Genomic DNA, 13,185 nt, shown 5'->3' with positions numbered 1-13,185 from the left:
GGTTAATCAACCCTTTCCAACGCCGGCCCTTCTTTGGTTCGAAAATACCTTCGGGGGGTGAATTCGCGCATGCGAAGAGGGGGGCAGACAGCCCCCCTGCGGCCTCTGGTCCAGGCGAAGCGCCGGGATCAGGGAATGATGCGGGTGTATTTCGTGCCTTCCAGCGTGGCGCCGAGGCGCAGCCCGGACTGGCCGAAGATCACCGCGATCACCGGCGACATCGAGGTGGTGGTCTCGGCGGCCAGCGTCTCGCCGGATTCCGGCGTGGCGTATTCGACATTGGCGCCGGCGGCCCAGCCGGGCGAGCGGCGGAAGCTGTTGAGCGCGTCGTCGGTCATGAAGAACAGCACGTGGGCGTATTGCTGCGAGCCCATCTGCCGCCCGCCGCAGCCGCGCACCATCGAGTAGTAATCCACCGTCGCGCCGCCGACCCGCAGCGCTCCGCGGCCGTAGGCGCCGCCGAGGCCGAGCCCGGCCTCGGTGACCAGCGGCATCACCAGCATGCCGGCGGATTTCTCGCCGAGGTCGATGGTGCCGGGGAATTGCGAATACATCTGGCTGAGGGTGGAATCCACCCGCGCGTCGATCTTGGCGGCGCCGGAGCCGCCGACGCCATTGCCGCAGGCGCCAAGGAGGGCCATCGCCCCCAGTCCGAGGGTGAAACTGCGTCGGGTCATCATCATGGGGTGCTCGTATCCTGTCTTGCCGATGCCTCTTGTCCGGCTGTCCCGCCGGTATATGTCGTGGTTATACCTCTGAACGGCGTCCCTGTCACGGCGCAAGGCGCCGCGCGGCCGGCCGCTCGCGGCATTCCGCCGCGCTCGGCCTTTCAGCCGTTCAGCAGCCGCGCCGCCGCCGGGGCGAAATAGGTCAGCACCCCGTCGCAGCCGGCGCGTTTAAAGGCGATCAGGCTTTCGAGCATCACCCGGTCGTGGTCGAGCCATCCGCGCTCCGCCGCGCCGGCCAGCATCGCGTATTCGCCCGACACCTGGTAGGCGAAGGTGGGTGCGCCGAACATGTCCTTGGCGCGGCGACAGATGTCGAGATAGGGCATCCCGGGCTTCACCATCACCATGTCGGCGCCCTCCGACAGGTCGCGCTCGATCAGCCGCATCGCCTCGTCAGAATTGCCCGGCATCATCTGGTAGGTGCTCTTGTCGCCCTTGAGCGCCCCCGAGGCGCCGACCGCGTCGCGGAAGGGCCCATAGAAGGCCGAGGCGTATTTCGCCGAATAGGACAGCAGCAGCGTGTTGCGGAAGCCCTCTGCCTCGAGCGCCGCGCGCATCGCGCCGATGCGGCCGTCCATCATGTCGGAGGGGCCGATCATGTCGGCGCCGGCGCGGGCCTGGCTCAGCGCCTGCTTGACCAGCGCCTCGACGGTTTCGTCATTGACGATCTCGCCGTCCACGAAAAAGCCGTCATGGCCATTGGCGTTGTAGGGGTCGAGCGCCACGTCGGTCATCACCGCCATCTCGGGCACCGCCTCCTTGATCGCCCGCGTGGCGCGGTTCGACAGGTTCTCGGGGTTCCAGGCTTCGGCGCAATCCTCGGTCTTCAGCGCCTCGGGCGTATAGGGGAACAGGCAGATCGCCGGGATGCCGAGGCTGTACGCCTCGCGCGCCGCCTCGACCACCTTGTCGACCGAGAGGCGGTTGACGCCGGGCATCGAGGCCACCGGCTCGACCACACCCTCGCCCTCGCGCACAAAGACCGGCCAGATGAAATCCGACGGGCTCAGCGTTGTCTCGACCGTCAGCGCGCGGATCGCCGCGGACTTGCGCAGCCGGCGCAGGCGGGTGGCGGGAAAGGGGGCCTGGGTGGGGAGCATGTCCGGTTCCTCGGTGTCGTGGGCGGCGTCTTCGGCGCGATACGCCTTCCCGAATGCACCCCCGGCGGGGGCTTTGTCCAGTCCTGCCGCCCCGGACCTTGTGTCACGCCATAGACCGAAGCGCGGCGCGACGGGCACAGCGCACCGGTTCTCTCCGCCGCGCTCTGGGCAAGCGGAGACCGGCGGGCTAGAAGGCGGAAAACGGGTTTGTGAGGCACTCAGTGGATTGGTACCGGATCGTTCTTGAAACCATCGACATGCGCTCGTTCTCGAACATGTGGTTCTGGATCGCGCTGGCGGTGGTCTGGTCCTCGGCGAGCCATTGGGTGCTGGGCGTTCCCTTCGACATGGTGATGCGCGCGCGCCGTCATGGTGGCCAGCCCGAGCGCGATCTCGAGGACATGGTCCGGATCAACGTCAATCGCATCCTGTTCTTCACCGAAGAGGCCGGGGTCTGGGGTGTGGCGCTGGCCTCGGCGGTTCTGTCGATGCTGGCGGTATCGGGCTTTGCCTATGGCATCGAGCTGTCGCAGGCGCTGTTCCTGCTCGGCTTTCCCATGTCGATGGTCGGGCTGATGAGCATCGCGACCGCCGCGCGCATCCGCGGCGAGGGGCTCACCGGCGAGGTGCTGCGGCGCAAGCTCGCCTCGCATCGCTTCTGGGTGCAGGTGCTGGGGCTGTTCTCGATCCTCGTCACGGCGCTCTGGGGCATGGCGCAGAACATGTCCTTCACCGCGCTTGGCGGCTGAACTGGGCGGTTGACGCCGCCGCCCCCGCGCGCCACATCCCATTTCCATGTCACAGTCCCGCATCATCATGGGCGGCGCGCCCGAAGGCTTCGACGCGAAGCTGATCCTGGCCGAGGTCGAGAAGGCCTCCGGTCCCGTCATCCATGTCGCCCGAGACGACAAGCGCATGGCGGCGCTGCGGGAGGCGCTGGCCTTCTTCGCGCCCGACATGCCGGTGGTCACCTTTCCGGCCTGGGACTGTCTGCCCTATGACCGGGTCTCGCCCAATCCCGATATCTCGGCGGCGCGCATGTCGACGCTGGCGGCGCTGGTCCATGCCATGCCCGAGCGCTTCGTGCTGCTGACCACGCTGTCGGCGGCAACGCAGTATATCCCCGCCCGCGAGGTTCTGCGCGATGCCGCCTTCTCGGCCCGCGTCGGCGACCGCATCGACGAAAAGGCGCTGCGCGATTTCCTCGTGCGCATGGGCTTTTCGCAGGCCCCCACGGTGACCGAGCCCGGCGATTACGCCATCAGAGGCGGCATCATCGACATCTTCCCGCCGGGCGAGGGCGGGCCGGTGCGGCTCGATCTCTTCGGCGACGTGCTCGACGGCGCGCGGCGCTTTGATGCGGTGTCGCAGCGGACCACGGAAAAGCTCGATCTCGTCGAGCTGGCGCCGGTCTCTGAGGTGATCCTCGACGAGGCGGCGATCACCCGGTTCCGGCAGAACTACCGCATCGAGTTCGGCGCCGGCGGCAGCGACGATCCGCTCTACGAGGCGGTCAGCGCCGGGCGCAAGCAGCAGGGCATGGAGCATTGGCTGCCGTTCTTCCATGAGCGGCTCGAGACGCTGTTCGACTACCTCCCGGGCGTGCCGCTCTTGATGGACGACCAGCTCACCCCGGCGCGGCTGGCGCGCTGGGAGAGCATCGAGGACCAGTACCAGACCCGCCGCCACGCCATGGCGCAGAAGGGCCGGATCGACTCGGTCTACAAGCCTGTGCCGCCGGGGCAGCTCTATCTCGACGACACCGCCTGGGAGATGGCGACCGAGGGTCGCCGGGCAGTGCAGTTCCATCCGCTGCCTCAGGCCAGCGGACCGGGCGTGGTGGATGCGGGCGGCCGCATCGGGCGCAACTTCTCGCCCGAGCGCCAGCAGGAAAGCATTAGCCTTTTCGGTGCTTTGGTGGACCATGTTAAGAAAAAACTTCAAGATGGTCCTGTTGTCATCGCCTCGTGGTCCGAGGGCGCGCGCGAGCGTCTGACCGGGCTGATCGAGGATGAAGGGCTTGCCGAGGCGATCCCGATTGGCAACGGCACCCGAATTGGCAAGCGCGGCCTGCATCTTGCTGTCTGGGCTCTGGAATCCGGCTTTGAGGCCCCGTGGGCTGAGGCCGGGAAAGGCCAGCGCCTGACGGTGATCTCGGAGCAGGACGTGCTTGGCGACCGGCTGATCCGCGCACCGAAAAAACGCAGGAAATCCGAGAACTTCCTGACCGAAGTTCAATCTTTGTCTCCGGGCGATCTGGTGGTTCATGTGGACCACGGCATAGGTCGCTATCACGGCATGGAGGTGATCACCGCTGCGGGCGCCGCGCATGAGTGTCTGCTGCTGGAATATGCCGAGGGCGCGCGGCTCTACCTTCCGGTCGAGAACATCGAGCTCTTGTCGCGCTACGGTCATGACGAGGGGCTGCTCGACAAGCTCGGCGGCGGGGCGTGGCAGGCCAAGAAGGCCCGCCTCAAGGAGCGCATCCGCGAGATGGCGGACAAGCTCATCCGCGTGGCGGCGGAGCGCGCGCTGCGCAAGGCGCCGGTCATCGATCCGCCGCCCGGCGCGTGGGAGAGCTTCTGCGCGCGCTTCCCCTATACCGAGACCGACGACCAGATCAGCGCCATCGAGGATGTGCTGCAGGACATGACCAGCGGCCAGCCGATGGACCGGCTGATTTGCGGCGACGTGGGCTTCGGCAAGACCGAGGTCGCGATGCGCGCGGCCTTCGTCGCCGCCATGTCCGGTGTGCAGGTGGCGGTGATCGCGCCCACCACGCTGCTCGCCCGCCAGCATTACAAGAGCTTCGCCGAGCGCTTCCGCGGCTTCCCGATCAACGTGGCGCCGCTGTCGCGTTTCGTCAGCGCAGGCGACGCCGCCAAGACCCGCGACGGCATCACGAAAGGCACCGTCGATATCGCCGTGGGCACCCACGCGCTTCTGGCCAAGGGCATCCGGTTTCAGAATCTCGGCCTGCTGATCATCGACGAGGAGCAGCATTTCGGCGTCGGGCACAAGGAGCGGCTGAAGCAGCTGCGCTCCGACATTCACGTGCTGACCCTGACCGCAACGCCGATCCCGCGTACCTTGCAGCTGTCGCTCTCGGGCGTGCGCGACCTGTCGATCATCGGCACGCCGCCCGTCGACCGCCTGTCGATCCGCACCTACGTCTCCGAGTTCGACGCCGTCACCATCCGCGAGGCACTGCTGCGCGAGCATTACCGCGGCGGTCAGAGCTTCTACGTGGTGCCGCGCATCTCCGACCTTGCCGAGATCGAGGACTTCCTGCGCGATCAGGTGCCCGAGGTCTCTTACGTGGTGGCGCATGGCCAGATGGCGGCGGGCGAGCTCGACGAGCGCATGAACGCCTTCTACGACGGCAAGTTCGACGTGCTTCTGGCCACGACCATCGTCGAGTCGGGCCTCGACATCCCCACCGCCAACACCATGGTGGTACACCGCGCCGACATGTTCGGCCTGTCGCAGCTCTACCAGATCCGCGGCCGGGTCGGGCGCTCCAAGACCCGCGCCTATGCCTACCTGACCACCAAGCCGCGCGCCAAGCTCACCGACACCGCCGAAAAGCGCCTGCGGGTGCTGGGCTCGCTCGACACGCTGGGCGCGGGCTTCACGCTGGCCTCACAGGACCTCGACATTCGCGGCGCCGGCAACCTGCTCGGCGAGGAACAGTCGGGCCAGATGCGCGATGTGGGCTACGAGCTTTACCAGTCGATGCTCGAGGAGGCGATCGCCAAGATCAAGTCGGGCGAGATGGAGGGGCTGCTCGACGAGGATGGCCAGTGGGCGCCGCAGATCAATCTCGGCGTACCGGTGCTGATCCCCGAGGAGTACGTGCCCGATCTCGACGTGCGTCTGGGGCTCTACCGGCGGCTCTCGGAGCTGTCGACCAAGGTGGAGCTCGAGGGCTTCGCCGCCGAGCTCATCGACCGCTTCGGCAAGCTGCCGAAGGAGGTCAACACGCTTCTCCTGATCGTGCGGATCAAGAACATGTGCAAGCGCGCCGGCATCGCCAAGCTCGATGGCGGACCCAAGGGCGCGACGATCCAGTTCCACAACGACAAGTTCGCCAAGCCCGAGGGGCTGGTCTCGTTCATTCAGGATCAGAACGGCTTGGCCAAGATCAAGGACAACAAGATCGTGGTGCGGCGAGACTGGGCCAAGGACAGCGACAAGATCAAGGGCGCCTACGCCATCGCCCGCGATCTGGCCGAGAAGGCCGGCGCGATCCGGCTGCGCAAGGAGGCCTGAGCCGCGCGCAGACGACCCGGGGAGGAGGAGGGGCGGATGCGGATCGCCTCGCTCAACATGCAGAACCTGCGGCTGCTGCCGGATGGCAGGGGCGGCCATCTGCACGGCGCGCGCGACCGCGACGATGCCGAGAGCCCGGCCCATGACGCGGCCGACCGCCGCCTGACCGCCGAGCTGCTGGCCGCCACCGGGGCCGACGTGCTGGCGCTGCAGGAGGTGTTCGACGCCGAAAGCCTCGATGCCTTCCACGACCGCTACCTCGCGCGCCTCACCGATCCCTATCCGCACCGCCTCTGCCTGCCGGGCAATGACGGGCGCGGGCTCGACGTGGCGCTGATGGCGCGGCGGCGCTGGGACGCGGCCTCGAGCCATGCCGAGCTGCTGCCCTCTGATCTGGGGCTGGAGCCGCTGCGAGGCATGCCCGGGGATCAGCCGGTGTTCCGGCGCGATTGCCTCGAGGCGCGGTTCGGCGCGCTCACGCTCTTCGTGCTGCACCTCAAGGCGCCGTGGCCCGACCCGAGGCGCGCGTGGGACTTGCGGCGGCTGGAAGCACAGGCGGTGCTGCGGCTGTTGCCGTCTGATCCAGAGGCGCTCTGGCTGGTGGTCGGCGATCTCAACGAGCCGCGCGGCGAGGGCGAGCGCGCCATCGCACCGCTCGAGGCGGCGGGGGTGGACCTTGGCCTGCGGCTCCCCGAGGACAAGCGCTGGACCTATTACGAGCCGCATCTGCACAAGCACAATCGCCCCGACGTGATGATCGCCTCAACGGCGCTGGCGCGGCGCTTTCCCGAAGCCGTGCCGCGGGTGCTCTACCGCGGTCTCGGGCGCGAGGCGGGGCAGGGCGCGCGCCTCTCGGGCGTGGGTCACCACCGCCCTCATGCCAGCGATCACGCCGCCTTGCTGCTCGACCTTCCCGGACTCTGAGGCCCGCGCGTTCGCCCATCGGGCAGTCCCTGCTGCGGGTGGATGCGCGACCGCCTGTGTCAGCTTTTCACTTGTGAAAGCGGTTTGAACGGCTTAACCGAAAAGGGAGCGTCCTGTTGCACCTTCTCGCCCTGGGAGCGATCCCTACCGGCGTCCGGGTGCCCGAGGCCCCTGAACGGATCAGGTTTTCAGATCGGGATTAAAGGGATTTCATGACCGAGAGCTCTTTCAGCGCCAAATTATCCTCGCTGCTTCACTTCATTTATCCGGACGTGGATGCGCATATCCTTGGCAGCCAGGTCGTCGAGGCCTTCTGGCCCGAGGACAAGCACCGCCGCCGCCAGCCGCGCAAGCCGGGCAACAATCTCTGGACGCAGAACGACGCCGTGCTCATCACCTATGGCGACAGCCTGATCGACGGCTATCACAAGCCGCTCGACCTGATGCACGACTTCCTGCTCACCCACATGAAGGGCGTGGTGAACGGGGTGCATATCCTGCCGTTCTTCCCCTTCACCTCGGATGACGGCTTTGCGGTCACCGACTATCGCAAGGTGAACCCGCAGCTTGGCGAGTGGGCCGACATCACCCGCATCGGCAGCGAATTCCACCTGATGTCGGATCTGGTGCTGAACCACGTCTCGAGCCAGGGCGTCTGGTTCAACGCCTACCGGCAGGGCCAGAAGCCCTACGACAAGTTCTTCTTCGAGGCCGATCCGTCCGATGATGTCTCGATGGTGACGCGCCCGCGCACCACGCCGCTCCTGCAGGAGGTCGAGACCGCGATGGGCACCCGCCATGTCTGGTGCACCTTCAGCCACGACCAGATCGACCTCGATTTCCGTAACCCGGACGTGCTGCTCGAGATCATCCGCATCATCCGCCTGCATATCGACATGGGCGTGCGGATCATCCGGCTCGATGCGGTGGCCTTCCTGTGGAAGGAGCTTGGCACCAACTGCATCCACCTGCCGCAGACCCACGCGGTGATCCAGCTGATGCGCCTGCTGATGGATTACGCCACCGAAACGGTGATCCTGCTCACCGAAACCAACGTGCCCAAGGCCGAGAACCTGAGCTATTTCGGCCGCCGCAACGAGGCGCATGTGGTCTACAACTTCCCGCTGCCGCCGCTGACGCTGCACGCGATGATGTCGGGCTCGGCGAAATACCTCATCGACTGGCAGCGCACCATGCCGCCGGCGCCGCTGGGCTGTGCCTATCTCAACTTCACCGCCAGCCATGACGGCATCGGCATGCGCCCCGCCGAGGGGCTGCTGCCGCCGCCCGAGATCGGCGAGATCATCGACACCATCCACGAGATCGGCGGCAAGGTCTCGATGCGCTCGCTGCCCGGCGGTGGCGAGGCGCCCTACGAGCTCAACTGCACCTTCTTCGAGGCCATGGGGCGCACCTTCAAGGGCACCGACGATCTGCATTTCGAGCGCTTCCTGTGCTCGCAGACCATCCCGATGTCGCTCGAGGGCATCCCGGCCTTCTACATCCATTCGATGCTGGCCACGCCCAACGATCTCGAGGCGGTGGAGCGGCGCGGCATGAACCGGGCGATCAACCGGCACCGCTGGGACTACCCGGTGCTGCAAGAGACGCTCGCCGATCCCGGGACCATCCACGCCCGCGTGCTGGCGGCGCTGTCGGAGCGGCTCAAGATCCGCGCCGAGCAACCGGGTTTCCACCCCAACGCCACGCAGTTCACGCTCAACGTCGACGAGCGCATCTTCGGGCTCTGGCGTCAGTCTCTGGACCGCGAGCAGTCGATCTTCGCGCTGCACAATGTCAGCGACGAGACCATCGAGATTCCCGAAGGCGAGCTGAACCTGATCGCCGACGAAACCTGGGTGGACCTGCTGAGCGGCGAGACCATCGAGGCCGGCCCGGTGACGATGGCTCCCTACCAGTGCCGGTGGATCACCAACCTCGTCTGAATGTGCCGGCAATGAGGCGCGGTCCCATTCGCGCCTCGATCCGGCTCATGCCCGGGCAGCGCAGCCCAAACTTGGCCGCATTCTGTCGTTCAGAGATGAATTGATTCGGCACTTTCGCAGGTTACGCAACGGCAACAAGCGGTTAATCTTCGGCCTGGTTCGATATTGACCACGGTTCGCGAACAAGCCTCGGCACATTTTCGGCAATATTTTCGTTTCCCCGGATGCCCCGGTCTCGGCGCCGGACTGTTGCTTCGCGCAGGACAATGTCAGAACCCGGGACTGGCGCGAAACGACAAAGCCCCAGTGTTTCATGAGTGACAAGCATTGCGGACCGCTAAATCTCGGAAACGATTAACAACTTTTACGTGCGAAAATTCGCCAATAATTCGCCTTTGTTTGTCGGAGATGTGTCTTCGATTGCCCAGATCGCGCCACTTTTCACTTTGAGGCAACAAGCCCGCGCGGTTACAACATCAGCAAGCCCGACTGGGGGGTGAAGACTAGAAGGCCACGGGGGCGGCCGCTGAACTGTAAGGCATCCGCAAGGATGCGAGGGAAGCGTATGGAGGTCCGTCCTCCGCCGCCGAACGCTGCTTTTTGTCCACTCACGAGACGTGGGCAGGGGCAGAAGATCCCATCGCAGACTTGCAGGCATGACGAGCAAAAGAATGTTGTCGGCGTTTCGCGCCGGCACCGTGATAGCGGTTCCGGGTCCGCCCCGGTCTGTAAGGTTATGAGGGTCGAAAACAATGGCTGATCTGGTTCTGGACTGGAGTGCGCTTGGTGCCTACGGCATCTATCTGGAAAACACCGAATCCGATGGGGTGACGGCGAGCGTCGAGACCGGTGGCGTCTCCGTCGACATCACCTTCACGGCGGAAGATGCCGGCGCGGAAGCGTTCACGGTCAACTTCACCGGCTACGTGCCGGAAGATTCCGAGGTCGACCCCAAGTCCCACCTCAAGCTGCTCGGCCAGGGCGGCGACGGCGAGGGCATCGTCAGCCCGACTTCGACCACGGTCCTGAACTTCAGCTCGACCAACGATCTGTATGGCGACGAAGTGCAGAACGTGTCGTTCCTTCTGAATGACGTCGATGGCGGCGAGGGCGGCGATCTTGGCGATCTGCTGGAATACACCGCCTCGATGGAAGGCAGCTTCGAAGACAACGTGACCGTGCTGGCCTATGACGCAGCCGGCAACCCGGTCGACGTCACCCTGACGGTTCTGTCGGGCGGCACCACGGTCGACGGCAACACCGCCACCGGCACCGAGGTCACCGACTTCGCGGAAGAAGACGGCACGCTGCAGGTCTCGATCGCCGGTCCGGTCTCGCGGATCGAAATCGTTTACGAAAACGGCGGCGACCAGGAGCAGGGCGTCCTGATCTCCGATATCGATTTCTCGACCACCGACGCCAATGACGGGGTGCCGCTGGCCGAAGACGACAGCGCCACCACCGACGAGGATGTGGCCGTCGTGATCGACGTGCTGAGCAACGACAGCGATCCCGATGGCGACGAACTGACCGTGACCGCGGCCAGCGCCACCAACGGCACCGTCGCGATCAACGACGACGGCACGCTGACCTACACGCCGGATCAGGACTACAACGGCCCGGACGAGATCTCCTACACGGTTGCCGATCCCGACGGGAACACCGCCTCGGCTCTGGTCGACGTCACCGTGAACCCGGTGAACGACGATCCGGTCGCCGTTGACGACACCGTCGGCACCCCGCAGGAGACCCCGGTCACCTTCGATCCGACCGAAAACGACACCGATGTCGACGGCGACCCGCTGACCATCTCTTCGGTCGGCGAGCCCGAGAACGGCACTGTGACGCTGAACGACGACGGCACGCTGACCTATACTCCGGACGAGGATTTTGTCGGCCCGGACACCATCACCTACACCATCGACGACGGCAATGGCGGCGAGGACGAAGGCACGATCACTGTCAACGTCACGGTCCCGACCAATCCGAACCAGGGCAATGGCAACCAGACCCCGGTGGCCAATGACGACACCGTCGAGACCGTCGAGGAGACGCCGGTCACCTTCGATCCCACCGACAACGACACCGACGCCGACGGCGATCCGCTGACCGTGTCCGAAGTCGGCGATCCGGAGAACGGCACCGTCACCATCAACGACGACGGCACCGTCACCTATACCCCGAACGAGGGCTATATCGGCGACGACAGCTTCACCTACACCGTCGATGACGGCAATGGCGGCGGCGACGAAGGCACCATCACCGTCAGCGTCGGCGAAGCCGAGAACACGCCCCCGGTGGCGGTCGACGACTCGATCTTCGCCACCGCGACCGGCCCGGAAACCTTCGACCCGACGGACAACGACACCGATGCGGATGGTGACCCGCTCACCATCACCTCGCTGGGCGAGGCCGAGAACGGCACCGTGACGCTGAACGACGACGGCACCGTGACCTATGTCGCCGATGAGGCCTTCAACGGCACCGACACGTTCGACTACACCGTCGATGACGGCAACGGTGGCAGTGACACCGGGACCGTCACCGTCGAGGTGCTGCCCTGCTTCACCCCGGGCACGCTCATCGCGACGCCGAAGGGCGAGCGCCTGGTCGAGGATCTCGAGGTTGGCGACCGCGTCATCACCCGTGACAACGGCATCCAGGAGATCCGCTGGATCGGCCGCAAGGAGCTGACCGGCCACCAGCTGGCCCGCAAACCGCACCTCAAGCCGGTGCTGATCCAGCAGGGCGCGCTTGGCAAGAACCTGCCCGAGCACGATCTGCTCGTGTCGCCGAACCACCGCGTGCTGGTCGCCAACGACAAGACCGCCCTCTATTTCGAGGAGCGCGAGGTTCTGGCGGCGGCCAAGCACCTGACCGGGCTCGACGGTGTGGACGAGGTCGATACGCTGGGCGTGACCTACATCCACATGATGTTCGACAACCACGAGGTGGTGCTGTCGAACGGCGCGTGGACCGAGAGCTTCCAGCCGGGCGACCTGTCGCTGCGCGGCATTGGTGAAGAGCAGCGTCAGGAGATCTTCGAACTCTTCCCCGAGCTCGAGCATGCCGAGGGCCTCAAGGCCTACGGCGCGGCGCGCCGCTCGCTGAAGAAGCACGAGGCGCAGCTTCTGACCAAGTAAGGGCGGAGCCCAGCCGGACACGTTGTTCGTTCCGGTGCACTTCGACCCTGTGCCGGAATGACGACGGAAACGGAGCGGTGAAAACCGCTCCGTTTCTCGTTTCCGGGCGAGAGGTTCGGAGGCATCTGGCGGCGGCTGGGGCGGGGCTCTCAACAGCGCGCGCGATGCAGCGGGCGCAGCGGCGCGGTGGAGGCCGTATGCTAAAAAGGAGGGCGCGGGGCGGCGCAGGCGTTGGACGGCTCCCGCTCCCTGAGACCGCGCCTGCCGAAACGAGAAACGGGCCCGACCGGGCCCGCTTGTCTGGATCTCAGCTGTTCCCCGAAGAGGTGAACCGCGCCGCGTCCGCCGCCGCGCGCCGGATGGCGTTGGATTTGTGCACCGTCTCCATGTACTCGGATTCGGGGTCGCTGTCATAAACCACGCCGCCGCCGGCCTGAATGTAGAGTTTTTCGTCCTTCACGATGGCGGTGCGCAGGGCGATGCACATGTCCATGTCGCCGCCCGCCGAGAAATAGCCCACGCCGCCGCCATAGACGCCGCGCTTCTCGGGCTCGAGCTCGTCGATGATCTCCATCGCGCGGACCTTGGGCGCGCCCGAGACGGTGCCCGCCGGCATCCCGGCGAAGAAGGCCGAGAGCGCGTCCTGATCCTCGGCCAGCTCGCCCACCACGTTCGACACGATATGCATCACGTGGCTGTAGCGCTCGATGATGAACTTCTCGGTCGGCCGCACGCTGCCGATCTTCGACACCCGGCCAACATCGTTGCGGCCCAGATCGAGCAGCATCAGGTGCTCGGCCAGCTCCTTCTTGTCGGCCAGCAGATCGGCCTCGAGCGCGCGATCCTCCTCGGGCGTCGCACCGCGCGGACGGGTGCCCGCGATCGGGCGGATCGTCACCTCGCGGCCAAAGACCCGCACGAGGATCTCGGGGCTGGCGCCGATGACCTGGAAGCCGCCGAAGTTGAAGTAAAACATGAAAGGCGACGGGTTGGTCCGCCGCAGCGAGCGGTAGAGCGCGAAGGGCGGCAGCGGGAAGGTCTGGGTCCAGCGCTGCGCCGGCACGACCTGGAA

8 protein-coding genes are annotated in these 13,185 nt (G+C 66.0%); 5 read left to right on the top strand and 3 right to left on the bottom strand.

Annotation, left to right across the window (positions count from 1 at the left end; all coding sequences use genetic code 11):
- Positions 1-128: 128 nt before the first annotated feature.
- Both AC6RA4_RS16450 and hemB read right to left on the bottom strand, forming a co-directional pair.
- The gene (locus AC6RA4_RS16450) at positions 129-683 is read right to left on the bottom strand and encodes a lipid-binding SYLF domain-containing protein (protein WP_500162170.1); all 555 of its coding nucleotides are present in this window, start codon (positions 681-683) and stop codon (positions 129-131) included.
- Between the two features lie 146 nt (positions 684-829).
- Positions 830-1,828, bottom strand: coding sequence for a porphobilinogen synthase (gene hemB, locus AC6RA4_RS16445; RefSeq protein ID WP_500162168.1), 999 nt, complete (start codon positions 1,826-1,828; stop codon positions 830-832).
- A 221-nt stretch (positions 1,829-2,049) separates the two neighbouring features.
- Between hemB and AC6RA4_RS16440 the strand changes: the two genes are divergently transcribed.
- The 5 genes from AC6RA4_RS16440 (at position 2,050) to AC6RA4_RS16420 (ending at position 12,113) form a co-directional block, all read left to right on the top strand.
- Positions 2,050-2,577, top strand: a complete 528-nt coding sequence (locus AC6RA4_RS16440) for a component of SufBCD complex (RefSeq protein ID WP_500162166.1) — start codon at positions 2,050-2,052, stop codon at positions 2,575-2,577.
- A 46-nt stretch (positions 2,578-2,623) separates the two neighbouring features.
- Positions 2,624-6,100 (top strand): transcription-repair coupling factor, encoded by a 3,477-nt coding sequence (gene mfd, locus AC6RA4_RS16435; protein WP_500162164.1) that lies wholly within the window; start codon positions 2,624-2,626, stop codon positions 6,098-6,100.
- 36 nt (positions 6,101-6,136) lie between these two features.
- The gene (locus tag AC6RA4_RS16430; RefSeq protein ID WP_500162162.1) at positions 6,137-7,024 is read left to right on the top strand and encodes an endonuclease/exonuclease/phosphatase family protein; all 888 of its coding nucleotides are present in this window, start codon (positions 6,137-6,139) and stop codon (positions 7,022-7,024) included.
- 212 nt (positions 7,025-7,236) lie between these two features.
- Entirely contained in the window at positions 7,237-8,970 is a 1,734-nt protein-coding gene (locus AC6RA4_RS16425) for a sugar phosphorylase (protein ID WP_500162160.1), read from the top strand.
- A gap of 752 nt (positions 8,971-9,722) precedes the next feature.
- Positions 9,723-12,113 carry a Hint domain-containing protein gene (locus AC6RA4_RS16420; protein ID WP_500162158.1) on the top strand — a complete coding sequence of 797 codons (2,391 nt, stop codon included), beginning with the start codon at positions 9,723-9,725 and terminating at the stop codon, positions 12,111-12,113.
- 307 nt (positions 12,114-12,420) lie between these two features.
- Here the strand turns inward: AC6RA4_RS16420 and AC6RA4_RS16415 are convergent.
- Positions 12,421-13,185 (bottom strand): anthranilate synthase component I family protein (locus AC6RA4_RS16415; RefSeq protein WP_500162156.1); only part of this gene is annotated, 765 nt, incomplete at its 5' end.

This window comes from Salipiger sp., assembly GCF_059781815.1.
The sequence above is the reverse complement of the archived record's forward strand: the minus strand, read 5'-3'. Positions and strand labels throughout refer to the sequence as shown.